Source organism: Micromonospora sp. L32, assembly GCF_052068055.1.
Taxonomy (GTDB): Bacteria; Actinomycetota; Actinomycetes; order Mycobacteriales; family Micromonosporaceae; genus Micromonospora; species Micromonospora purpureochromogenes.
The window spans coordinates 1-21,555 of record NZ_JBQHDD010000019.1 but is presented as its reverse complement, the minus strand read 5'-3'; the positions used below and the strand labels follow the sequence as shown (position 1 = coordinate 21,555).

The 21,555-nt window shown below is 71.3% G+C and carries 23 protein-coding genes and 1 pseudogene; 14 read left to right on the top strand and 10 right to left on the bottom strand.

Annotated elements, in window-relative coordinates:
- The first annotated feature begins 45 nt into the window (after positions 1-45).
- On the top strand, positions 46-537 hold the full coding sequence (locus ACTMTB_RS30345) for an NUDIX domain-containing protein (protein WP_441149560.1): 492 nt from the start codon (positions 46-48) through the stop codon (positions 535-537).
- On the opposite strand, the gene ACTMTB_RS30340 is transcribed toward ACTMTB_RS30345, so the two are convergent.
- Positions 530-1,411: an EamA family transporter gene (locus ACTMTB_RS30340; RefSeq protein WP_441149559.1), complete on the bottom strand. Its 882-nt coding sequence runs from the start codon at positions 1,409-1,411 to the stop codon at positions 530-532. The genes ACTMTB_RS30345 and ACTMTB_RS30340 overlap by 8 nt on opposite strands.
- An 83-nt stretch (positions 1,412-1,494) precedes the next feature.
- Here ACTMTB_RS30340 and ACTMTB_RS30335 point away from each other — a divergent pair, with 83 nt between their 5' ends.
- Positions 1,495-2,469 (top strand): LysR family transcriptional regulator, encoded by a 975-nt coding sequence (locus ACTMTB_RS30335; protein WP_441149558.1) that lies wholly within the window; start codon positions 1,495-1,497, stop codon positions 2,467-2,469.
- On the opposite strand, the gene ACTMTB_RS30330 is transcribed toward ACTMTB_RS30335, so the two are convergent.
- The 3 genes from ACTMTB_RS30330 to ACTMTB_RS30320 form a co-directional block, all read right to left on the bottom strand.
- Entirely contained in the window at positions 2,442-3,338 is an 897-nt protein-coding gene (locus ACTMTB_RS30330; protein ID WP_441149557.1) for a hypothetical protein, read from the bottom strand. The two genes, ACTMTB_RS30335 and ACTMTB_RS30330, sit on opposite strands and share 28 nt — an antisense overlap.
- A gap of 92 nt (positions 3,339-3,430) precedes the next feature.
- Positions 3,431-5,107, bottom strand: a complete 1,677-nt coding sequence (locus ACTMTB_RS30325; RefSeq protein WP_441149556.1) for an MDR family MFS transporter — start codon at positions 5,105-5,107, stop codon at positions 3,431-3,433.
- Positions 5,108-5,212: 105 nt separating this feature from the next.
- Positions 5,213-5,764 carry a type 1 glutamine amidotransferase domain-containing protein gene (locus ACTMTB_RS30320; RefSeq protein ID WP_441149555.1) on the bottom strand — a complete coding sequence of 184 codons (552 nt, stop codon included), beginning with the start codon at positions 5,762-5,764 and terminating at the stop codon, positions 5,213-5,215.
- A gap of 116 nt (positions 5,765-5,880) precedes the next feature.
- Here ACTMTB_RS30320 and rfaE2 point away from each other — a divergent pair, with 116 nt between their 5' ends.
- Together rfaE2 and ACTMTB_RS30310 are read left to right on the top strand one after the other, a co-directional pair.
- Entirely contained in the window at positions 5,881-7,785 is a 1,905-nt protein-coding gene (rfaE2, locus tag ACTMTB_RS30315; RefSeq protein WP_441149554.1) for a D-glycero-beta-D-manno-heptose 1-phosphate adenylyltransferase, read from the top strand.
- On the top strand, positions 7,782-8,660 hold the full coding sequence (locus ACTMTB_RS30310; RefSeq protein ID WP_088959196.1) for a glycosyltransferase: 879 nt from the start codon (positions 7,782-7,784) through the stop codon (positions 8,658-8,660). Before rfaE2 ends, ACTMTB_RS30310 begins: the two co-directional genes overlap by 4 nt.
- A 19-nt stretch (positions 8,661-8,679) precedes the next feature.
- Here ACTMTB_RS30310 and ACTMTB_RS30305 read toward each other — a convergent pair whose 3' ends face one another.
- The 3 genes from ACTMTB_RS30305 to ACTMTB_RS30295 are packed head-to-tail and all read right to left on the bottom strand — an operon-like array spanning position 8,680 to position 10,863.
- A complete protein-coding gene (locus ACTMTB_RS30305; protein ID WP_441149553.1) occupies positions 8,680-9,804 on the bottom strand; it encodes a glycosyltransferase family 9 protein in 1,125 nt (374 codons plus the stop codon).
- Positions 9,805-9,811: 7 nt separating this feature from the next.
- The gene (locus ACTMTB_RS30300) at positions 9,812-10,360 is read right to left on the bottom strand and encodes an Hsp20/alpha crystallin family protein (protein ID WP_441149552.1); all 549 of its coding nucleotides are present in this window, start codon (positions 10,358-10,360) and stop codon (positions 9,812-9,814) included.
- Positions 10,357-10,863 (bottom strand): DUF2231 domain-containing protein, encoded by a 507-nt coding sequence (locus tag ACTMTB_RS30295; protein WP_210776454.1) that lies wholly within the window; start codon positions 10,861-10,863, stop codon positions 10,357-10,359. Before ACTMTB_RS30295 ends, ACTMTB_RS30300 begins: the two co-directional genes overlap by 4 nt.
- 156 nt (positions 10,864-11,019) lie before the next feature.
- Between ACTMTB_RS30295 and ACTMTB_RS30290 the strand changes: the two genes are divergently transcribed.
- The 4 genes from ACTMTB_RS30290 (at position 11,020) to ACTMTB_RS30275 (ending at position 14,568) form a co-directional block, all read left to right on the top strand.
- On the top strand, positions 11,020-11,640 hold the full coding sequence (locus ACTMTB_RS30290) for a pyridoxamine 5'-phosphate oxidase family protein (protein ID WP_441149551.1): 621 nt from the start codon (positions 11,020-11,022) through the stop codon (positions 11,638-11,640).
- Positions 11,641-11,786: 146 nt separating this feature from the next.
- Positions 11,787-12,437: a hypothetical protein gene (locus ACTMTB_RS30285; RefSeq protein ID WP_441149550.1), complete on the top strand. Its 651-nt coding sequence runs from the start codon at positions 11,787-11,789 to the stop codon at positions 12,435-12,437.
- Between the two features lie 62 nt (positions 12,438-12,499).
- Complete coding sequence (locus tag ACTMTB_RS30280; RefSeq protein ID WP_441149549.1) at positions 12,500-13,048, top strand: GNAT family N-acetyltransferase; 549 nt, start codon at positions 12,500-12,502, stop codon at positions 13,046-13,048.
- Between the two features lie 410 nt (positions 13,049-13,458).
- A complete protein-coding gene (locus ACTMTB_RS30275; protein WP_441149548.1) occupies positions 13,459-14,568 on the top strand; it encodes a hypothetical protein in 1,110 nt (369 codons plus the stop codon).
- A gap of 149 nt (positions 14,569-14,717) precedes the next feature.
- On the opposite strand, the gene ACTMTB_RS30270 is transcribed toward ACTMTB_RS30275, so the two are convergent.
- Positions 14,718-15,164, bottom strand: a complete 447-nt coding sequence (locus ACTMTB_RS30270; protein ID WP_441149547.1) for a VOC family protein — start codon at positions 15,162-15,164, stop codon at positions 14,718-14,720.
- A gap of 594 nt (positions 15,165-15,758) precedes the next feature.
- Here ACTMTB_RS30270 and ACTMTB_RS30265 point away from each other — a divergent pair.
- A complete protein-coding gene (locus tag ACTMTB_RS30265; RefSeq protein WP_441149546.1) occupies positions 15,759-16,226 on the top strand; it encodes a hypothetical protein in 468 nt (155 codons plus the stop codon).
- A gap of 219 nt (positions 16,227-16,445) precedes the next feature.
- On the opposite strand, the pseudogene ACTMTB_RS30260 reads toward ACTMTB_RS30265, so the two are convergent.
- Positions 16,446-16,553: pseudogene (locus tag ACTMTB_RS30260) on the bottom strand (integrase core domain-containing protein); the annotation flags it as partial.
- A 228-nt stretch (positions 16,554-16,781) separates the two neighbouring features.
- On the opposite strand from ACTMTB_RS30260, the gene ACTMTB_RS30255 reads away from it, so the two are divergent.
- From ACTMTB_RS30255 to ACTMTB_RS30235, 5 genes are all read left to right on the top strand, one after another.
- Entirely contained in the window at positions 16,782-17,621 is an 840-nt protein-coding gene (locus tag ACTMTB_RS30255; RefSeq protein ID WP_441149545.1) for an alpha/beta fold hydrolase, read from the top strand.
- Positions 17,622-17,762: 141 nt separating this feature from the next.
- A complete protein-coding gene (locus tag ACTMTB_RS30250; RefSeq protein ID WP_441149544.1) occupies positions 17,763-17,951 on the top strand; it encodes a hypothetical protein in 189 nt (62 codons plus the stop codon).
- A gap of 259 nt (positions 17,952-18,210) precedes the next feature.
- Positions 18,211-18,474, top strand: a complete 264-nt coding sequence (locus ACTMTB_RS30245; RefSeq protein ID WP_441149543.1) for a hypothetical protein — start codon at positions 18,211-18,213, stop codon at positions 18,472-18,474.
- Positions 18,475-19,150: 676 nt separating this feature from the next.
- Positions 19,151-19,474 carry a hypothetical protein gene (locus ACTMTB_RS30240; protein WP_441149542.1) on the top strand — a complete coding sequence of 108 codons (324 nt, stop codon included), beginning with the start codon at positions 19,151-19,153 and terminating at the stop codon, positions 19,472-19,474.
- A 62-nt stretch (positions 19,475-19,536) separates the two neighbouring features.
- A complete protein-coding gene (locus ACTMTB_RS30235; protein WP_441149541.1) occupies positions 19,537-20,247 on the top strand; it encodes a hypothetical protein in 711 nt (236 codons plus the stop codon).
- 166 nt (positions 20,248-20,413) lie between these two features.
- On the opposite strand, the gene ACTMTB_RS30230 is transcribed toward ACTMTB_RS30235, so the two are convergent.
- Positions 20,414-21,469, bottom strand: coding sequence for an IS110 family transposase (locus ACTMTB_RS30230; RefSeq protein ID WP_441149540.1), 1,056 nt, complete (start codon positions 21,467-21,469; stop codon positions 20,414-20,416).
- Positions 21,470-21,555 lie beyond the last annotated feature (86 nt).

Here is a 21,555-nt window from a genome sequence, read left to right as displayed (position 1 = left end):
CTGGAACGCCGGAGGCGCCCCCGGGAAGCTGCGTAAATTGTCCGGGTGAGCATCTCGTGGGCGGACTCGTACGTGGGGCAGCTGCGCGCCCTGGCCGGTGACCGGACCCTGATGTTCGTCGGGGCCCGCGCCGTGGTCCGCGACAACGCGAGCCGGGTGCTGCTGATCCAGCGCTCCGACAACGGCCACTGGTCCCTGCCGGCGGGCGCGATGGAGCTGGGCGAGTCGATCGCCGACTGCGCGGTACGCGAGGTCCGCGAGGAGACCGGGCTGCGCGCGCTGCGGGTCAGCGCGTTCGCCCTCTACACCGGGCCGGACCGCACCCACACCAACATGTACGGCCACACCTACCAGATCTTCACCGCCGCGTTCCGGGTCGAGGACTGGGACGGCGACCTGGCCCGGGTCACCGACGAGACGACCGACGCCGCCTTCTTCCCCCGCGACGCGTTCCCCTCGCCGCTGTCTGCCTCGGTGCCGGAGACCCTCGCCGACCTCGACGTGTTCGAGCAGACCAACCGGCTCATCCTCAAGTAGTCCCGACCACGGCCGGCTCGGGTCGGGTCGGCGCGACCGCCTCGGCCCGCGCGCCGGTGCGTTCGGCGCCGATGCCGGCGGCCACCACGAAGGCGATCCCGACCACCGCCCCGACGCCCGGCACCTGGTGCAGCGCGACCAAGCCGATGACCAGCGCGATCGCCGGTTCCAGGCTCATCAGCGTGCCGAAGGCGGCGGTGGTGAGCCGGCGCAGGGCGAGCAGTTCCAGCACGAACGGCACCACCGGCAGCAGCACCGCCAGCCCCAGCCCGGCCAGCAGCACCGGCCAGGTGAGGTCGCCGAGGACGCCCGGCCCGACCACCACGGTGGCGACCACCGCGGCCACCGGCATCGACACCGCCAGGCCGCGGATGCCGGAGACCTCGTCGCCGACTCGCTGGGTGAGCAGGATGTACGCCGCCCAGCAGGCGCCCGCCGCCAGCGCGAACCCGACGCCCACCAGGTCCGCACCGCCGCGCCACGGCTCGGTGAGCAGCAGCACGCCCACCGCGGCGAGCGCCGGCCAGAGCTTCGTCCCGCCCCGGCCCCGGGCCACCGCCACCCCGAGCGGGCCGAGGAACTCCAGCGCGCTCGCCGTGCCCAGCGGCAGGCGGGCCACCGCGGCCATGAACAGGATGGTCACCCCGGCGGTCACCACGCCGAGCGCGACACAGGCCAGCAGGGCGCGCCGGGTGAAGCCGGACGGGCGGGGGCGGACCAGGACCACCAGCAGCAGGCCGGCCCAGGCCAGCCGCAGCCAGGCCGCGCCGTCGGGCCCCACCTCGTCGAAGAGGGCGACCGAGGCGGCCAGGCCGAGCTGGACGAGGAACATCGACGCGACGGCCATCGCCGCGCCGGTACGGGTGGGAACCATGCCCCCAGTAGAGCCGCTACCCACCGTTCACGTCCACATGACTTTGCTGGACGAACCGTTCGCCAATGATGAACAATCGTGGCGTGGACGTGCGCCGCCTGCGACTGCTGCGCGAGCTGGCCCGGCTCGGCTCGATGCGCGAGGTCGCCGACGAGCTGGGCGTCACCACGTCCACCGTGTCGCAGCAGCTCGCCGCGCTCTCCCGCGAGGTCGGCGCGACGCTGATCGAGCCGCAGGGCCGCCGGGTCCGGCTCACCCCCGCCGGGCGGCGGCTGGCCGAGCACGCGGTGACCATCCTCGACGCCGTCGAGATGGCCCGGCTCGACCTCGACCCGCGCGCCGAGCCGGCCGGCACCGTCCGGGTCGCCGGCTTCGCGACCGCCGTCCGCCGCTCGCTGCTCCCGGTCACCGCCGACCTCGCGGCGCGCCACCCGCAGGTCCGGCTGCGCATCCACGAACACGAACCGGCCGAGGCGTTCGCGCTGCTGGCGACCGACGACGTCGACCTCGCCCTGACGTACGACTACAACCTCGCGCCGGCGCCTGTCGACCGCACGCTGGAGGCGATCCCGCTCTGGTCGGCACCGTGGAGCCTCGGTGTGCCGGCCGACGCCGTCGGGGACGTCCCGGACAACGCCGCAGGCGTCTTCGACCGCTTCCGGGACCGCGGCTGGATCGTCAACTCCCGCTACACCGCCGACGAGGTGGTCGTCCGGACCATCGCCTCGATGGCGAACTTCGAACCCCGGATCGAGCACCGCGCGGACAGCCTGGAACTCGTCCAGGACCTGATCGTCGCCGGCCTCGGCGTCGGGCTGCTCCCCGCCGACCAACCGACCGTTCCCGGCGTACGCCTGCTCCCGCTCACCGGCCCGGAAGCCCGGCTGCGCTCGTACGCGGTCACCCGCCGGGGCCGGGCCGCCTGGCCCCCGCTGGCCCTGATCCTCAACCTGCTGAGGGCCCGGGTCGCCGACCGGTCGGGGGTGGCCCCGAGACGCGACCGCCCCGGGACCACCCGCCCGACCCCGGATCAGACGGCGGCGGCGGACCCGACGTAGCGGTACATCACGTTCGCGTAGTCACCCGGGTCGGGCCGCCACTCGGCGCTGGTGGTGCTCACCTCGCCGTGGACCGTGAACTGGTCACCCGCCGCACCCGGAGCGACCACCATCGGGACGGTGACCGACGAGTACGCACCGGCCCTCAGCGTCCCGAGCGGGCAGGACATCGATGTCGCCGTTGCCGTGCAGAGCCCACCCAACGGGTCACCGTCGAACGACGCGCCCGGCGGCAGGTCGACGACCAGCGTCACGTCCTTGGCCGTGGCGGTGCCGGTGTTCTCCGCGGTGAACACGGGCGTGATCCGTCCACCCTCCGCCGGAACATCAGTCTCGCCCCACGGACCGCTCGGCCCGCCGGGGCGCAGGGCGAGCTCGGGGAGCTGGGCGTAGGTGGTCTTGACCTGGTCGGTGTTGTTGGTCTTGTTGCTCTCGGGCGTAGTCGTCGAGACCGTCGCCGAGATCCTCGCCTCCGCCCCCTCCTGCTTGACCGGCAGGGAGAAGTAGACGTTCAGGCTGGCCGACTCGCCCGCCGCCAGCGCCCCGTACCGGTAGGTGCAGACCAGGGTGGCGTAGTCGCACTGCCACCAGGGATCGCCCGCGATCTCGCCGCCGGACGGCAGCTGGTAGGCGATGGTGACGTCGGCCACGCCGGCGGTGCCGACGTTCTGCACGACGGCGTCGACGATGACCTCGGCCCGGTCCTCCCCCCAGAGCATCGTCTGACTGGCGGTCAGCTCGAGCTGGAGGTCGGCTCCGGTCGCCGCACCCGCCGCGACGGCGGCTGACGGCTGGAGGCAGGCCGCGGCGGCGAGGGCGGACAGGGCGACGCCGGTACGAACCAGCCGGCGTACGTGATGCGATGGCATGAACATCCCCCGATGTGTGGAGGGAACGGCCGAGCTGCCGTTCCTCCCCAATGGAGGCTCAACGCCATGAATCCGTTACATGATCGGCTCGGTCAGAGCATGGTCTGCGACTTCGCCTCCATGTCGGCGGCGGCCTCCTCCTTCGACTCCTTCGTGATCGGCTTCCCGCCGGCGGCGGGCGCCTTGCCGCCGAGCGGGTCGGCGCCGCCGGTCGCGCCCTGCGGACCGGTCCCGCGCAGCTGGTCGTCCGGCAGGGCCAGGGTGACCAGCACCGCCAGGATGGCGATCAGGCCGGCGGTCAGGAAGACCATGTCCAGCGAGTCGACGAAGGCACCCTGGATGGCGGCCCGCACCGGCCCCGGCAGCGCCAGGATGGTCGCCGGGTCGTTGATCGAGATGTCGGCTCCGCCGCTGGCCGCGACGGCGGCGCGCTGCTCCGGAGGGAGCTGGGCGATCGCGGCCGGCAGCCGGTCGGCGAGCTGCGCGGTCAGCTGGGAAGAGAGCACCGCGCCGAGGATCGCCACCCCGAACGAACCCCCCAGCGACCGGAAGAACGTCGCCGACGAGGTGCCCGCGCCCAGATCGCGGACGTCGACCGCGTTCTGCACCGCGAGGATCAGCGACTGCATGCACAGGCCCAGCCCGACGCCGATCACCACCATGAAGCCGAACGCCACCCAGAGCGAGGTCTCCACCCGCAGCCGGGTGAAGAGCAGCATGCCGACCAGCAGCACCACCGAACCGACCACCGGGAACCACTTGTACCGACCGATCCGGCTCATCGCCCGGCCGGTGAGGACCGAGGTGACGATGATGCCGGCCATCATCGGCAGCATCAGCAGACCGCTGCGGGTCGGGGAGGCGCCCTTGACGATCTGGAGGTAGAGCGGGATGAAGATGATCGACCCGAACATCACCAGACCGAGCACGAAACCGGCCGAGTTGGCCAGCGCGAAAGTGGCGCTGCGGAACAGCCGCAGCGGCAGGATCGGCTCGGCGACCCGAGCCTCCTGCACCACGAAGAGCACCCCGAGGACCACCCCGGCGACGAAGAGCCCGATGATCACCCCGGAGTCCCAGGCGTACTCGTTGCCGCCCCAGCTCAGCGCCAGCAGCAGGGCGCTCACCCCGGCCACCAGCAGCCCCGCGCCGAGCCAGTCGATCGCGTGCTCCCGCCGCTCGAACGGGATCAGCCGCATCACGTGGTAGCAGACCACGATCGCCAGGATCGCCAGCGGCACGTTGATGTAGAAGATCCACCGCCAGTTCGTCTCGGCGAAGTAGCCCCCGACCAGCGGCCCGGCCACCGACGACAGCCCGAAGACCGCGCCGAAGAGTCCCTGGTAGCGGCCCCGATCCCGGGGTGAGACGACGTCCGAGATGATGGTGAACGCCAGCGTCAGCAGGCCGCCCGCGCCGATGCCCTGGATGCCCCGCGTGACGATCAGCTGGGTCATGTTCTGGGACAGGCCGGCCAGCAGCGAGCCGAGCAGGAACGTGCCGATCGAGAAGAGGAAGACCGGTCGGCGGCCGTACAGGTCGGCCATCTTGCCGTACAGCGGGGTGGAGGCGGTGGAGGCCAGCAGGTACGCGGTCACCACCCAGGAGTAGTGGTTGATGCCGCCCAGCTCGCCGACGATGGTGGGCAGCGCCGTACCGACGATGGTCTGGTCGAGCGCGGCCAGCAGCATCCCGGTCATCAGGCCGAACATCAGCAGGCGGATCTGGCGGGCATGCAGGACCGGGCCGCCCTGGGCTTCCGTCGTCATCCCGCCTTCTATCCCGGACCGTGCGGAACATGCGCCCCCGGCGGAAAAACCCGTCGACCAGCCGCCTGACACTCACCCCCAACCCGGCGCGTTGATCATGAAAATTTATGATCGACGGGAGCCGAACGCTTCGATGATCGCGGTGCAGAAGGCGGGGAGGTCGGCGGGTTTGCGGCTGCTGACGAGGTTGTTGTCCTTGACGACTGGCTCGTCCAGCCAGGTGGCGCCGGCGTTGGTCAGGTCGGTGCGGAGGCTGGGCCACGACGTGATCCGTCGGCCGCGCACCACGTCCGCCTCGATGAGCGTCCACGGGCCGTGGCAGATCACCCCGACCGGCTTGCCGGCGTCGAAGAACGCCTTCACGAACCGGACCGCGTCCGCATCGGTCCGCAGGAAGTCCGGGTTCGCCACGCCGCCGGGCAGCACCAGCGCGTCGTAGCCACCGGCGTCCGCGTCGGCCACGGTCACGTCGACGCCGTACGTCCTGCCGTGGTCGAGGTGATCGAAGGACTGGATCGAGCCGGGCTTGAGCGAGACCAGTTCCACCGTCGCGCCCGCCCGCTCGACCGCCTGGCGCGGCTTCACGTACTCGGCCTCCTCCACGCCGTCGGCGGCGAGGAAGGCGATCCGCCGGCCCTGCAGTGGCGTCGCTGCCATGTCGTGTTGCTCCTCTCCGGGGTGTCCCTTGCCGGTTCCCGGGCTCGAATGCCCGAAACGTGGCGCCCGGCCGGCGGGGATGTTTGGCCCGGGGCCCTCGGGGGAGTCGGGAAGGCATGGCAGGAGCAGCAGCGGAACAGCGCCGGCTCGCCACCGTCGTGGAGAGCTGGCTCGGGCGCCCGGTCCTGGTCGTCGGGGACGCCATGCTGGACGAGTGGCGGTTCGCCGAGTCCGACCGGCTCTGCCGCGAGGCGCCCGCCCCCGTCCTCACCCTGCGCCGGCGCATCTCCGCCGCCGGCGGCGCCGCCAACACGGCGGTCAACATCGCCACCCTCGGCGGCCGGGCGCTGCTGGTCGCCCCGGTCGGCGCCGACGTGGCCGGCGACGAACTGCACGACTGCCTGGACCGGGCCGGGGTCTGGGACCGTACGGTCAGCCAGCCGCACCGGCCGACGCCGGTGAAGCGGCGAATGCTCGCCGGCAACCAGATCCTGCTCCGGGAGGACTCCGGCGACCCGGAGGACGCGCTCGACGATGACGGGGTGCGGGACCTGCTCACCGCGCTGGACTGCGCGACCGAGGAGCTGAAGGCGGCCGCCGGGGGCGCCACGCCCACCCTGGTCGTCTGCGACTACGGCCTGGGCGCGCTGCCCGCGCCGGTGCGCGCCTGGCTGGTCGCCAACCGCGAGCGCTACACCACCGTCGCCCTGGACGCGCACGACCTGGCCGACTGGCGGGGCCTCGCCCCGACGGTGGTGACCCCGAGCTTCGCCGAGGCGACGCGGCTGCTGGCCCGCGCCGCCGCCGGCTTCGGCGCCGCGCCGCGGCCCGCCGGACTGACCGGCGCCGGCCCGGACCTGCACCTGGACCACCCGCCGGTCGACCCGGCCGACGGCCCGTCCGAGCTGAGCGTCGGCGCGGCCCCGGGCGGGGTCGGCGTACGCCTCTCCGCCACCGGCGACCGGTCCGGTGTGGTCGGCACCGGGCCGACCGGGGAGCCCACGCCCGGCGAAGACCGGGTCGCGATGACCGGCGACGGGCTGAGCGTCACCGGCACCGGGGTCACCCTGAACACCGCCGCCGGCGACGGCGTCGACCGGGCGGTGCTGGCCGAGTCGCGGCTGGAGGAACTGCGCGAGCACACCGGCGCGGACGTGGTGGCGGTGACCCTGGACACCGAGGGGGCAGTGGTCGGCGGGGCCGACGGCGAGCCCCGTCGCAGCCACAGCACACCCGTCCCCGCCAGCCACGCGGTCGGCGCCGGGGACGCGTACCTGGCGGCGATGACGCTGGCCCTGGCGGCCGACGCGCCGCTGCCGACCGCGGCCCAGCTGGCCCAGCTCGCCGCGACCATCACCGTGTCGGACACCGGCACCTGCGTCTGCCGGCGGGAGGACCTGCTCGCCGCGCTGGGCACCACTGCGGACGGTACGGCCCACCCGACGCTGGTCGGCACGGCCGAGCTGGCCGCAATCGTCGGCGACCACCGGCGCGCCGGCCGCTCGATCGTCTTCACCAACGGCTGCTTCGACGTGCTGCACCCCGGGCACGTGCGCTACCTGGAGCAGGCCCGCGCGCTGGGTGACCTGCTGGTGGTGGCGGTCAACTCCGACGGCAGCGTCCGCCGGCTCAAGGGCCCGGACCGGCCGGTCAACCCGGTGGAGGACCGGATCGCCCTGCTCGCCGCGCTGTCCTGTGTGGATCACGTGGTGGTCTTCGAGGAGGACTCGCCGGCCGCTTTGATCGAGACCGTCCGGCCCGACGTGTACGTCAAGGGCGGCGACTACCCGCCGGAGATGGTGCCGGAGGCGCCGCTGGTCCGCCGGCTCGGCGGTCAGGTCCGCACCCTCGGGTACGTGCCGGACCGCTCCACCTCGGCGATCATCGAGCGGATCCGCGCCCAGGCGACCCCGTCGCCGCAGCCGCCGCAGTCGACCCGGTCGCCGCAGTCCACCCCGTCAACGCAGTCCACCCGGTCGCCGCAGTCCGGAGCCCCGCAGCGGATGGGCAGGTCGGCGTGAACCGACCGCTCGACCTCGGCAGCGCCGAGGAGTTCCGCCGGCCCCGGCAGCTCGACGTGCTGATCCCGACCCGCAACCGCCCTGCCGAACTGGCCGTCACCCTCTCCGGGCTGGCCGCCCAGGAGGGCGTACCCGGGTTCGGGGTGGTGGTCAGCGACCAGTCCGACGGCGAGCCGGCGTACACGCACCCGGCGGCGGCCACCATGGCCCGGGCACTGCGCCACCGGGGGCACCCGGTGCTGCTGACCCGCCGGCTGCCCCGGCGCGGGCTGGCCGAGCACCGCGCGTACCTGCTGGGCCGGTCGGCGGCGCGGTACGTGCTCTGTCTCGACGACGACGTCTGGCTGGAGCCGGGCACCCTGCACCGGCTGGTCACCGCGATCGGCGAGCTGGGCTGCGGCTTCGTCGGCAACGCTGTGCACGGCCTGTCGTACGCCGACGACGTGCGCCCGGAGACCCACGCCCACTACGAGGAGTGGGACGGCCCCGTCGTGCCCGAACGGATCCGGCCGGACACCCCGCAGTGGCAGCGAGCGTCGATCCACCCGGCGGCGAACCTGCTGCACGTGACGCGCAAGCTGGACCTGCCGCCGGGCGCGTGGCGGGCGTACAAGGTCTCCTGGATCGGCGGCTGCGTCCTCTACGACCGGGCGGCGCTGGTCGACTCCGGGGGCTTCGACTTCTGGCGGCGGGTGCACGAGCGCCACCAGGGCGAGGACGTCGCCGCGCAGCTCGCCGTGATGGCGCGCCACGGCGGCGCCGGCGTGCTGCCCAGCGGGGCGTATCACCTGGAGTCGCCGACCACGGTCACCGAGCGGGAGGTGGAGGCCTGGGAGGTCGTGCTCGCCGACTCCGACACCCCGCAACCGGCCTGAGCCGGGCCGTCGAAGCAGGTCAGCGCGGCGCGCCCGGTTCCGGGCGGAGCAGCTCGGCGGCCGCCTCCAGCACCTCCACCACCGGCACGTCGGTGACGAACGAGTCCCGGTGCGGGCACTCGCCGTCGCCCGGCCGGTGCGGGTAGATCCCCGGGGTGCAGTCCACCCCGCAGACCGGGCAGTGCGTGGTCCAGGAGGCGATCGGCCGGTGCCGGGCGCGCAGCGGCGTCGCCCCGTTGATCAGGTTGCCCAGCCAGTAGATGCCGACCGTCGAGGTGCCGACCGCGCCGGCCAGGTGCAGCGGGCCGGTGTCGTTGGAGATCACCAGCTCACACCCGGCGTACGCGGCGGCCAACCCGCCGAGGCTGAGCGTGCCGACCTGCGGGCGTACCGGCACGCCGGCCGCCACGACCACCGCGTCGACCAGTTCCCGCTCGGCGGGGGTGCCGGTGACCAGCACCTCGTACCCGTCGCCGTGCAGCGACCGGGCGACCTCGCCGAAGCGCCCGGCGGGCCAGCGCCGGCGGGTGTCGGTGGCCCCGGGGTGCAGCGCCACCCGGGGCCGGTCCGGCTCGCCGAGCACCGCCAGCGCCTCGGCCCGGTCCGCGTCGGTGACGGCCAGCGCGGGGATGACGGTGGTGGCCGGCGCGCCGACCAGGGCGACCACCTCCAGGTAGCGGATCACCTCGTGCTGGTAGTAGACGTACCGGATCCACCGGTCCAGCGGCGGCGCGTCCTCGGCGCGCAGCCCGGCGGTGACCCGGGCGCCGAGCCGGCTCATCAGCGGGTTCGAGTTCGCCCCGCCGCCGTGCACCTGCACCGCCAGGTCGATGCCCTCCTTCGCGGTCCGCTCCAGGAAGTCGTCCATGGAGGCGGGCGGCTCGTCGGGGCCGGGGTCGCGGATGCCGGGGGCCGGCGGGACGACCAGCACCCGGTCCACCGGACCGGGCCGGTCGCGCCAGAGCTTCGCGTGCCACGGCGCGCCGAGCAGCACGATCTCCGCCTCCGGGTACGCGGCCCGCAGCGACTCCAGCGCGGGCAGCGCGAAGATGAAGTCGCCGAGCGCGTTGGCGCGCAGCACGGCGATGCGCCGCACGTCGGGCACGCGCTCGCCGACCGGGCCGAGCAGGGACGCGGTGGCCACCCGAACGCTACAGCCGGTCGATCTCTTCGGCGGTGGTGTCCGGGTGGTGCATCTCCCGGTCCGCCGCCGGATCGGCGAGCCTGCCCGTACCAACGGCGGCCGGACCGCCGCGGTGGACGGCGCGGCCGACGGTGATGGTGCGCGGCGCGGCCCGCTTCGCCCGGGGCAGGCGGACCCGCAGCAGGCCGTGGTCCATCACCGCGTCGATGGCGTCCGGGTCCACCCGGGACGGCAGGTCGATCCGATACTCGAAGCCGCGGGTCTCGAAGCCGCCCGGGATGCCGTGGTCGGCGTTGACCTCCGCCTCGGAGCGGGCGCGCACGCACAGCTCCCGCTCGTCCAGCTCGACGGCGACCTCCTCCGGCGCCACGCCGGGCAGCCGGACGACCGCCTCCCAGCCGTCGGCGGTCTCGGTCAGCTGGACGTCCGACGTGCCACCCCGGCCGCCGACCAGCCGGCTCAGCTCCGACCGCAGCGACTGGAGCTCCCCCATCGGGTCCCAGCCCTGCTGCCGACCCCGCCATCCGCGGCCGAAACCGCCGGGCTGTTCCGTCATCGCACGTCTCCGATCCGCTGGGTGGCCGCCGGGGGCCGCAGTGAGCTGGGGGCGTCGAGGCCGGCCTCCCGGTCGACCCCGACACCGAGCCGGTCGACCAGCTCGCCACCGAGCCAGGCGCTGACGCCGAGGATGGCCATACCGACCACCTCGATGGCGATCAGCGCGCCCCCGGCCGCCCGGGAGTCGGCGTTGAGCCGGACCGCCCAGACGGCGGCGAAGAGCAGGATGACCGCCACGTTCGCGGCGGCGTGGGTGAGCGCCACCCGCTTCGCGCGGGTGCCGGCCGGGATGGCGAGCAGGTCGAACGTCCCGGCCGCGGCGGCCAGCAGGCCGCCGACCAGGCCGACCGTGATGTTCCAGTACGCCACTTCGCCGAGGAAGTCGGGGCCACCGACGGTGTCGACGATGTCGAAGAGCGTGCCGACGACCAGGAGCGCCACCGGGAACATCACCAGCATCGGGTGCACGGGGTGCCCGAGCACCTTCAGACGGCTCTCCATGGTGGGCCTCCACTGCTCGGCTCGGGGGCGCTGTGTGAGCCGGTACCCGCCGCTCCGGTGGGCAAACCTCGCGCTCGCCACGCCCACCTAGGCTGACGGACGGCGGTCGGCGTCCGGCCGGGCCGCCACCGGGGTCAACGCACGGGGGAGGCGGACGTGACGGTGGAGATCACCTCGCACGAGGAGCTGCGCGACCTGCTGGGGGCGGCGATGCCCCGGGCGGTCGCCAAGGAACGCGTCGTGCTGCACGAACGGGACCGGCAGTGGCTGGCCGCCTCACCGTTCTGCCTGATCGCGACGGCGGGGTCGGACGGCAGCTGCGACGTCTCGCCCAAGGGCGACCCGGCCGGCTTCGTCAAGGTGCTGGACGAGACGACCCTGGCCATCCCGGAACGGCCGGGCAACCGGCGGGCCGACGGCTACCGCAACATCATGGACAACCCGCACGTCGGCCTGATCTTCCTGATCCCGGGCCGGACCGACACCCTGCGGATCAACGGCCGGGCGCGGCTGCTGCGGGACGCCCCGTACTTCGACGACATGGTGGTCAAGGGGCACCGGCCGATCCTCGCGATCGAAGTCCAGGTCGAGCAGATCTTCTACCACTGTTCCAAGGCGTTCCTCCGCTCCGAGCTGTGGCAGCCGGAGACCTGGCAGCCGGACGTGCTGCCGACCCGGGCCAGGCTGATCAAGGAGGTCGAGAACACCGCGGAGAGCCTGGCCGACCTGGAGCGCCGCTACGGCCCGGAATACCTCAACTCGTTGTACGTGGGGTAGGGGCGGCCGCCCCGCCTGGCCGTCAGCGGGGCGCACGCTCGGCCACGCCCCATCGGCGCAACGTATCGCCGCTCTACGCCGAGCACGGGTGACCCGGCCGCCACAGCTTCCCGTGTCCCCTTGCCGAGGTCTGGTGTCATCGACGCATGAAGGGTGTGTGGCAGAGCGCCAGCCGCCGGGCCGAGCGGGAACGCCTCGCCAGCGCGGCACTGATCCACGAGAGTAACCAGAACTGGTTGCACCATCGCCACCTGGAGACACAGCGCGGGCAGTACCTCGGCTTCTTCTTCACCGCACTACTCGCCTCGGCTGGCCTCCTCACGAGCATCGCCACGCAAGACCGCAGGGACACCGACCTCGTCGTGCTGGGTGGTGCGTTGCTCTGCTTCATCCTGATGATCGTCAGCTTCGCCATCTATGCGGCGGTTCGTAAGCTCGGCGCAGTGCTCCGCTTCTACGACCGGGAGATCCGACTTCTCCGGCAGAAGCTGTTCGCGAACCTTGAGCAGGAAACCGGAGGCTACGGAGAACGAGAACTGGCGGGACTCCACGTGCCTCCGATCATGCGTACCCGGGTCTACAGTGCCCAGGGAGTAGCGGAGAACATCCTGGCGAGCACATGTGTCCTCCTGCTCCTCATCCAGGAGGCAACCGCGGCCCTCGTTCTCATCACACCGTCAACGGGCGCCGTCGTCCGCTGGGGCACCGTGACCCTGGCGCTGGCCGCACTGATCCTCGCCGGGCTGTTGGCGACGTTGCACTTGCGGGTGAGACGGGCAACTCGCATCAGGGCGTGATCCGCTGGAGCGTGCTCGGCCCGCGACCGCGCCGACCAACCGCAGAGCTGATACTGGGCAGCATGTCTGAGCTGGCACTGCCGATCCGTACCGAGCGACTGGTCCTCCGCCGGTACCGGGCCGACGACGTGGATGCCCTGCTCGCGTACTACAGCAACCCGCTCGTCGCCCGCTACATCCCGTGGGAGCCGTGGACGCGCGAGTTCGCCACCACGGTGGTCACCAAGCGGCTCACCAGCACAGGGATCACCGGGCCGGAGTCCCGTCTCGCGGTGGTGGTGGAGCACGAGGGCGAGGTCGTCGGCGATGTGATCCTGTGGCCGGCCGACGAGACGCTGTCCCGCGGCGAGATGGGGTGGGCCTTCCACCCGGCGGTCTCCGGCCGCGGGTTCGCCACGGAGGCGGTTCGCGCGGTCATCGATGTGGCCTTCGCGCACTGCGGCATGCATCGGGTCATCGCTCACGTCGATGCCCGCAACGAGGCGTCGGCGCGGCTGTGCGAACGGGTGGGCATGGTCCGGGAGGCGCACCTGCGCCGGGACCACTGGACCAAGGGCGAGTGGACGGACACGCTGATCTACGGCCTGCTCGCCGAGCAGTGGCAGAGTTGATCGAGGCTGCCTGCGGATCACGGCCGGCGATCGAGGGCTGATCGGCCCGGGAGCGGCGCTGCGCGACCAGCGACCGACTTTGGGCGGGATCTTTCCTGCGGAGGCCACCCCCTTCCCTCAATCTCGCCAGGGCGCCTGACATCTCGTCGCCGCGACCGCCGGTCGGGACCACTCCTTTCGACCTGCGGCACAGCACGCCAGGGGTGTTCGCCTCGGATGCCAGGGCTGGATTGTGGCCGGCCTGCGCCATGGCACCAACGTGCCGGCCGCCAACCATTGCTCACGTCGAAGCTGACCAGTTCCCTTCACTCACGACCGTCCCTCACCGATTGATCAACAAGGTTGGAGATAGCGTGAGACGCACCGCCATCGCTGGCACACCGCCGACCAGCAGATCGTGGTACTCCCGGTTGTCCGCGTCCGTCGGCACGGCGACGGCCCTCGCCGTGCTGGTGGCTCCCTCCGTCGCCTCGGCGAGCACGACCGACCGGGCACCGGCGGCGACCCCGACCACGGTGTCCACCGCCGGCGTACCTGCCGGCTTCGCTCCCACGTCCACCTCGTGGACCAGCGCCGCCGACGGCTGGGTGCTGGGCTTCGCACCGTGCCGGGCCGGTTCATGCCCGACCCTGGTCAGCACGGCGGACGGCGCGCAGACCTGGCAGCAGCACACCGCCCCACGGGTGTCGTCCACACCTGACCAGACGAAGATCCACTTCGCCAACAAGCTCGACGGGTGGACCACCGACGGCCAGGTTCTCATGGCCACCCACGACGGTGCCGGCACATGGCGGCGCGTGCGGCTGTCCGGCGCTGTCGGCTCGGTCAGCATCGCCAAGCTGGCTTCGACCGACCGGTACGCCTACGCGATCGTCACCTACGGAATCGGAAGCACCAGGACCACCCAGCTCTACTCGTCGCCCCTCGGCGCGGACAACTGGCAGCCGGTGGCCGGCGTCGCGGTACCTGGCAGCGGCGGGTGGGACATCGCCACCCACGGTTCGGCCGTCTACGTCGCCCTCGGCGTGATCCACACGTCGATCCGGATGTGGTCGGCGGCCGACGGCAGTGCCTGGACCGAGGTCCAGCCGGTCTGCTCGGCGTACGACGCGGTACGGCTCAGCAGCACTGAGCCCGATGACGTCAAGGGCATGTGCAGCTTCGGACCGGAGCGCGGCTACATGCACAAGCAACTGGTCGAGTCGGTAGGCGGCACGGCCCCCGTCGTGCTGGGGTACGCGCCCACCACGGGGATCACCACCGGGTTCGCGACGACCTCGGCCGGTAGCACGGTCGTGGCCGGCGTCGGTGCGGGCGCGAGCTGGCTGCACGCCAGCTTCGACAACGGCGCCACGTGGGAGACGCCCCTGGCGATCCCCGACGTGCAGCTCCCGATGCTCGACCTGGACTTCCAGGACGCCACGCACGGCGTGGTGGTCTGGGGTGGCCCCGCATGGTCGGGAGCCGCGGTGTACCGCACCACCGACGGCGGTCACACGTGGAGCCAGCTCACGCTCTGACGTCAAGGCGGTCCGGGGACCGTTTCGGCCCCCGGACCGCGAGGCCCCGCAAGATCGCTACGCGCTGGCTGCTGCCGGCGCTCGCTCCCGGCCCGGGGGCGGGTGCGCCCGGCCTGCTCATTCATCCTGGAGAAGCGCTGGCCCGGCACTCACCACAGCCGGCCGGGGAAGCGCGTGGTGACCTCCTGGAGGAACCAGCCATTGCCGTCCGGGTCGTTGAACGATGCGAACGAGAAATAGCTCGCCCGGTCCGGAGCCAGCCCGGGGGTCCGTCCTTGGCCGTTCGCAAGGGGCAAGCCACCGCCTGCGGCATGGAAGACCTCGCTCACGTCGACGCCGCGGCCAACCAGCTCGGCGCGGGCCGCCTCGATGTCGTCCACGACCAGGTACAGGCCCTGCATCGAACCGGGCGCGGCCGTGGTGAGGCTGGGGCCCAACATGATCGAGCAGTCCGACCTGGGCGGTGTCATCTGCACCACCCGGCCATCCCCCTCGCCGACGTCGATATCCTCCCGCCAACCCAGCGCCTTGTAGAAGTCCTTGGCCCGTCCCGCGTCGGCAACGGGCAGCACGACGAATTCCAGCTTCATGTCCATGCTGTCGGCTCCTCTTCCTGCGTTGGCAGGCGACGTGTCAACGCCCTGGTTCCTGCGCCCTTGGCTGGCCCTGCCGCCCATCCTCAACCAGCCCTTGCCCAAATGCCCTGGAAACTACAAAACCTCTCGAATCCCTCATGGATGTGATGCCCCGATGGCGTCTTCGGGCAGCGGACAGCTTGGCCGCGGTCACGGGCTGGTCCATGAGGTGGAAGCGGGGAGCGATGCCGGTACGCCAACGGTGGCCACCGTGGTCGGGTGAGTGCGGCGTTGGCTGCTCGCTTCGGTCCTCGGCTTCACGACCGGCATGAAAAAGCCCAGGTCATGATCGGCGATCAAGCCGGTGACCTGGGCTTTTCTACGGAGCCGCCTGACGGAATCGAACCGTCGACCTACGCATTACGAGATCAAGTTGCCCGCCCCGCCGACCTGGGCACATGCGGGCCCAGCAGCAGAAATGCCTCGCGACATCTCACACCACTCCCCCGCCGTCCGCCGACCTCTTGCGGACCAGATGCGGACCGCTCACGGTCAGGAGACGGGCAGAGGTGACCGCAGCGTCCGCCTACCCCTGATACTTGGCAAACTGACCGCGTGATGGATGAGCACGGCCAAGACGAACCCAACACCGACCAGCCGGCCCGGACACCAACTCTGAAAGTAGCGAGGCAGTTGGCACAGGAGTTGGCAGGGGTGGCGACTGTGGAGGTCGACAGCGTCGAGGGCGGAATATCGGTGGGCGTCACACCAAGTAACCCCGATGCTCGTGCCTTCGGATGGACGGACTTCTCCGATGAACTCATCTTGGGGGTCGGTGACAACGGCGGCCGATGGGAACTGGAAGCCGGCCCTGAAGACGTCGCCCTGCTCGAAGACATCGCTCGCTCAGTGATCGCCGGCAGGGTCCGGGAGGTGTTTGCTCCGGGCCGCTCGGCCGTCTCGGTCACGCTCGCCGATGGATCAGTGGAGACCGAGATCGGAGGCGAAGCGCCGGCCGGCTGCCTGCCGCTACCCTTCTGGCGGCGTTGGTCCCGCAGCGTCCACTACGCCCCCTACAGGTAATCCGGTGTGAGCGTCAGTTTGGAAGGACGAAGAACACGGCCGCCAAGGACCTGGTGGGCCAGGTCAAGGCAGGAAGCGCGTGACCGTTCGTGCCCCCTGGTGACCGTCCGAGGTACCGGCTACCGGCACGTGGATGGCACGGAGACCGGAGAATTATGAGATCAAGTTGAGCGACCCGGCGAGCTGCACGTATGGACCTCTAGCTGTACCCGGCCATAACGTTGGTGACAGGCGGCTGGTCGGCGGAAGTCCTCCGAGTGCGGTGTGACGCCGTGGAGTGTTGTACTGCTCGAGCCATGGGGCAAGGGCGGCTGATCGGTCATCGTTCCCTTGCGGACAGGGTCCCGATGAGTTTCCGCCCCGCCAGTTGTCCATCTCTGAGAGCCAACCCCAGTCGCGTACGTTCAACGCGACGCATACCACCGGCGGGGACGCGTAGCTTGTGCCGCCGTCCCCGCGCCACCGGTCCACTACGCCGCCCTGGAGGGTCATGATGTATCCGACGGCCCACTCGTTCTGCACGTCCGGCGGCGTCATCGCGACGGCGGAGGCGTGATGACGACGGTCGAGGCGGACGGCGTCACGCTCGGGGTCGAGCACTTCGGCGACACGGCGGCGCCGCTCGTTGTGCTCGCGGGCGGCACGACCATGCTCTCCTGGCCCGACGCACTCTGCGAGGCGCTCGCGCACGGCGGGCGCCACGTTGTGCGGTACGACCTGCGCGATTCCGGCGCGTCGACCACCGTCGATCCCGAGGCGCCGGCGTATACGCTGCGCGATCTTGCAGCCGACGCCGCAGCGCTCGCCCGCGAACTCGACGACCGGCCGGCGCACCTGGCAGGCATCGGCGTTGGCGGGATGGTCGCCCAGGTCGCCGCGCTCGACCACCCGGACGCGTTCTCGGCGCTCACCCTCGCCGGAACGCGGCCCGTCGCTCCAGGCCCGGTCGACGACGACCTGCCTGACCATGACGCGGCGACGATGGACCGGCTGTTCTCGCGTTCGATGCCCGATTGGTCCGACCGCGCCGCGGTGGCCGAGTTTGCCGCCGCAGGCGCAGAGATCCTCGGTGACGACCCCGTCGCCGCGCGCGCGACCGCCGAGCGCAGATGGGACCGCACGCCGGGCACGGAGCCCGCGGTGCAGATGGCCAACCACCTGGGCATGGTGTTCGCCAAGCTCGACTGCAAGCCGCGCTGGCGCGAGCGCCTGTCCGAGCTCGCGATCCCGTCGCTGGTGGTGCACGGTCGCCGGGACCCGTTCTTCCCTGTCGGCAACGGCGAAGCGCTCGCGCGCGAGATCCCCGGTGCGCGGCTGCTCGTGCTCGAACGGGCCGCGACGGCGATCCCCGATGCGGCCGCCGGTGAGGTCGCGGCGGCGATGCTCGCGCTCTAGCAGCGGAAACGCCTCTCGGTATCTCTCACCACTCCCTCGCCGTCCGTGGACCTCTTGCGGACCTGGCCTCGCTGGCGGATCTCTGAGGGTCGGGGTTCGGGGCGGAGCCCCGAGGTCTTCGAGTCCTGGTCGTCTCCAAGCGTGGCCGGCCGGCGCGGCCCGCTTGCGGGCCGCCTTGACGTGTACGCGGGGCTGTTCGGCGACGACCTGGACGCCGTTGCCAACCGGCTGGACGAAGCGGTCGCGGCGCGGGATGCGGACTATTTGCAGACTGGCACGGCCATCGGCGACGTGATCGACCTTGGGAAACGGCGAAGCCCAGGCCGTTGACCTGGGCTTCTGCACCGAGCCGCCTGACGGAATCGAACCGTCGACCTACGCATTACGAGATCAAACTGCCCACCTCGGTCTACCTGCCCGAACCCGGCTTGGCCTGCGGAAACCCCTCTCGGCATCTCTCAGCGTCGGCGGTCGAGGGCCAACCTATTAGGGACTGGATGAGGACTGAGGGCCCCTGGACTGCTTCGCGGCCGGGACCGAGAGCCACCGGCGCCCGGCGGACGAGGTTCCGTACCGCAGGGGTTCCGGCATGCTGATGCTTATGGTCCAGAGGAACGGGACGCCGGAGCCGGCCGGATATGAACAGGCCATGCCAGATATTCAGGCGCGGGTGAAGAAGCATGAGGCAGCTCTTGCGAAGGCCCGCCTGACCCATAGTGGGTCGGTGGAAGAGGTGCGGGAGGCTCTCGCCGAGGCGTTCGAGGCCGAAGGCCTGACAGTCTGGAAGGAGGTAGCAGACGATGCGGCTCGGCTGATCGCAGGTGAGGACGAGCCTGGTCCAGCCGCAGGTTGATGTAGGAGGCCACTTGTACGGCCATCTGATCCGTAGATTCCCAAGACCATGTCTAGGCCGTCCGATGTCGTCCGCCTGGTCCTGGTCCTCAAGCGCTCGGCAACTCGATCGGTCCCGCCCCGTCCGGTCCAGTCCGCCCCGGTGGCTCCCACGCCTGGCTCCCAGACTGTCAGCTTGGGAATTGTCGATCTCCGGCGGGCCACGGGCTTGGCGGCCTGGTCTCGGCAGTCTCGCGTGGCCTCGGCTGGCCCCTGGTGTCCTCGCCCAATGGCACGCTAATGGCACGCCGGGTGCTTGCCCCGACCGCCGGCCGGAAGCGATCGCCGACCACCGAATTGCAAAGGCGAGTAGCGGGCGCTGAGCGTAGGCGACTGATGGCAACGCCAGTCGCCCATGCCCAGCGCCCATCGCCCGTTGCTAGCGGCTATCAACCAGTGTCAGGGCTCTCGCTGACTTTCCGCTGACGCTTCCGACGCCCACACAGCCTCTTCTGGAGACCTTGGCCGGCCCGCTAATCGGGGTCTACGAACTTAAACAGGGGTCGAGGTGCTCGCGGGCTCGTCGGTGGCGAGTCGCCCACGATGCTCCGGGTCTTGGATCAGCCTGGCGACGACGGACGTCAGCCAGCCCGGCACCTTGGAAAAACGAGCCTGGGCGCATTAGACATGATGTGTACATGTCTCGCGCTCAGACTCTTGCCGCCGCCCTTCTGGCCGGGCTGATGCTGGCCGGCGTAACCCTCGCCGGTTGGGGTCTGCACGATCTCGCCCGTGCGCGAGGATGCCTGGAGAACGGCGCGGGCGTGTCCGGGTGGACCGGGAGCACGATGACGGACGCCGGGTGCCTGATCAAGACGGAGCATCAGGGGACGATCCTGCTCGCGCTGTACGGTCCTGATTTCGGGACTACCTTGCTGGCGATGGCGGTCGCCGTTGGCTCGGCGGTTCTGCTAGTCGTACAGCTCGCGCGGCGTCGGCGGGATCGGAAGATCGCAGCATAGGCGGCTTCCGGCGTCGAAGCGGCCCGCCCAATGCCGAATCCAGTGGGAGCTAGGTGGACTCAATGTGGCAAAACCCCAACCAGTCGCACCAGGGACCACGGACGCTGCCGGTCGCCATCGACAGCGCCGCAGTCCTGCCCGGCCGCACCCTCCAACTCGACACGCTGGAACTGGGCGCCGACCGTGTGGTGCTGCGCTACCGGGCATGCCCTGGCTTCAGCGTGGCCGAGCTCCGGGAGCACGGCCGCCGGAGCTACGCCTGGCAGGCATTCCTCGAAGACGATCTCGGAACCGACTATTTCTACGGATTCTCCACTGGCGGCTTCAGCACGGACGAACCGATCACCACCGGTGACAGGTCCACCAACATCCCTGTCCCGTCCGGCGCCCGCTTCCTCGCCCTCAGCATCTACACCGCTCGTCTGCCGGAACAGCCCTACGGCCGGCCCGTCCTCGCGGTGTTCCTCCCCGTGCAGCCGTCGGGGACGGCCGAGACGCTCGGCGCGGCGGCCGAGACGCTCCCAGCAGCCGCCGAGGAGCTTGAGTACTACCGGAGCGCCCGCCGGGCGGGGCTGCGCAGCCTGCTCCGGTCGATCGCCCGCGGCGCCGAAATACTCGAGCCGCCGGCCGGCGTCGTCGCCGAGGGGCATCAACGCGCCTGGCTACACGCGCTGGCCGCGCACGGGCTCATCGAGCGTCACGCGGGCCGCTGGCGGGTCACCTCGTCCGGCGAGGCCGCCGTGGACGCCGCCAACGTCTATCCGCTGGGCTAACGCGCCGGGTGGCCCCAGACCCCAACCAAGATCCAAAAAACCTTCAAGATCACCATACTGACGTCTCTACGGTTTCAGGGGATTGCCAGTCTTCTTCATCTACGCGGGCAGCGGCCTTGCTGTGGACCGGGTGACGCCCGACCTCACACTGATGCTCCTATGGAGGTCAAGGGGTGAGAGCGGCGAAGTCGGCGCGTAGGGCGGTGTAGACGTCGCGGACGATGTAGCGCTTGAGGCAGCGGAGGATCTCTTGTTTGCTGAGGCCTTCGGTGATGCGTCGTTGCTGGTAGGCGCGGGTGCGTTGGTCGTAGCGCAGGCGGCAGAGAGCGATGGTGTGTAGGGCGTGGTTGGCGCCGCGGTCGCCTCCTCGGTGAAGGCGGTGGCGGCGTACCCGTCCGGAGCTGGCGGGGATGGGTGCTGCTCCGCAGAGGTGGGCCAGGGCCGCTTCGGAGTGGAGTCGGTTGGGGTTGTCGCCGGCGGTGGTGAGCAGCTGGGCGGCGACCTCGGGGCCGACGCCGAACAGGGCGCTGGTGCGGGGTGCCGCTTTCTGGACGATGGGTGTCACCTGCCGGTCGAGGAGGGCGATCTCGTCGGTGAGGGCGGTGACTCGTCGGGCGAGCCCGACCAAGGCTGCCGCGGTGGCGTGCTCCGGCTCGTGGAGTCTTGCAGGGTCGTAGGCCAGTGCCCTGCATCGGCTGACCAGCACGGCGGCGCTGACCCTGGTCAGGTGGGCTCGCAGAGGTTCGGGGGCAGCGGCCACCAGGCCGCGCATCTGATTCAAGGCGGCAGTGCGGGCCTTGACCGCTCCTCGACGAGCGACCCTGAGGGCGCGGATGGCCTCCACTGGTCCGGTGCGGGTCTTCGGAGTGCCCATGGCGGTGCCGGCGAGGGTCGCGCGGGCGGCGGCGATGGCGTCGATGGGGTCGGACTTGCCCTGGCGGCGGCGGGCACGGCGGTCTGGCCGGTCCACCTCCATGACGGCGATCTTCTTGCTGGTCAGATGACGGGCCAGGCCTGCGCCGTAGCTTCCGGTGCCCTCCACGCCCACGGCCATGATCCGTCCGAAGGAACGCATCCAGGCCAGCAGATCCGCATAACCGGCGGTGGTCGCCGGGAACTCAGCGTCGCCCAGTAGCCCGCCCGTGCTGTCGATGATCCCAGCGTGGTGCATGTCGCGGTGAGTGTCGACACCACCGATTACAGATCGCTTCTTGGCTGCCATGCTGGTGAGGGGACTGCCCCCAGTTCGGTTGACTCCTGACCTGTGAGGATGCGTTCCTCGCTGGAAGGATGTCTGCCATGCCGAAA

What these genes read in the sequence shown, in the direction of transcription:
- ACTMTB_RS30340 (WP_441149559.1), bottom strand. Translation starts at nt 1,411, where the DNA reads ATGGTTCCCACCCGTACCGGCGCGGCGATGGCCGTCGCGTCGATGTTC.
- ACTMTB_RS30330 (WP_441149557.1), bottom strand. Translation starts at nt 3,338, where the DNA reads ATGCCATCGCATCACGTACGCCGGCTGGTTCGTACCGGCGTCGCCCTG.
- ACTMTB_RS30325 (WP_441149556.1), bottom strand. Translation starts at nt 5,107, where the DNA reads ATGACGACGGAAGCCCAGGGCGGCCCGGTCCTGCATGCCCGCCAGATC.
- ACTMTB_RS30320 (WP_441149555.1), bottom strand. Translation starts at nt 5,764, where the DNA reads ATGGCAGCGACGCCACTGCAGGGCCGGCGGATCGCCTTCCTCGCCGCC.
- rfaE2 (WP_441149554.1), top strand. Translation starts at nt 5,881, where the DNA reads ATGGCAGGAGCAGCAGCGGAACAGCGCCGGCTCGCCACCGTCGTGGAG.
- ACTMTB_RS30300 (WP_441149552.1), bottom strand. Translation starts at nt 10,360, where the DNA reads ATGACGGAACAGCCCGGCGGTTTCGGCCGCGGATGGCGGGGTCGGCAG.
- ACTMTB_RS30295 (WP_210776454.1), bottom strand. Translation starts at nt 10,863, where the DNA reads ATGGAGAGCCGTCTGAAGGTGCTCGGGCACCCCGTGCACCCGATGCTG.
- ACTMTB_RS30285 (WP_441149550.1), top strand. Translation starts at nt 11,787, where the DNA reads ATGAAGGGTGTGTGGCAGAGCGCCAGCCGCCGGGCCGAGCGGGAACGC.
- ACTMTB_RS30280 (WP_441149549.1), top strand. Translation starts at nt 12,500, where the DNA reads ATGTCTGAGCTGGCACTGCCGATCCGTACCGAGCGACTGGTCCTCCGC.
- ACTMTB_RS30270 (WP_441149547.1), bottom strand. Translation starts at nt 15,164, where the DNA reads ATGGACATGAAGCTGGAATTCGTCGTGCTGCCCGTTGCCGACGCGGGA.
- ACTMTB_RS30255 (WP_441149545.1), top strand. Translation starts at nt 16,782, where the DNA reads ATGACGACGGTCGAGGCGGACGGCGTCACGCTCGGGGTCGAGCACTTC.
- ACTMTB_RS30245 (WP_441149543.1), top strand. Translation starts at nt 18,211, where the DNA reads ATGCTGATGCTTATGGTCCAGAGGAACGGGACGCCGGAGCCGGCCGGA.
- ACTMTB_RS30240 (WP_441149542.1), top strand. Translation starts at nt 19,151, where the DNA reads ATGTCTCGCGCTCAGACTCTTGCCGCCGCCCTTCTGGCCGGGCTGATG.
- ACTMTB_RS30235 (WP_441149541.1), top strand. Translation starts at nt 19,537, where the DNA reads ATGTGGCAAAACCCCAACCAGTCGCACCAGGGACCACGGACGCTGCCG.
- ACTMTB_RS30230 (WP_441149540.1), bottom strand. Translation starts at nt 21,469, where the DNA reads ATGGCAGCCAAGAAGCGATCTGTAATCGGTGGTGTCGACACTCACCGC.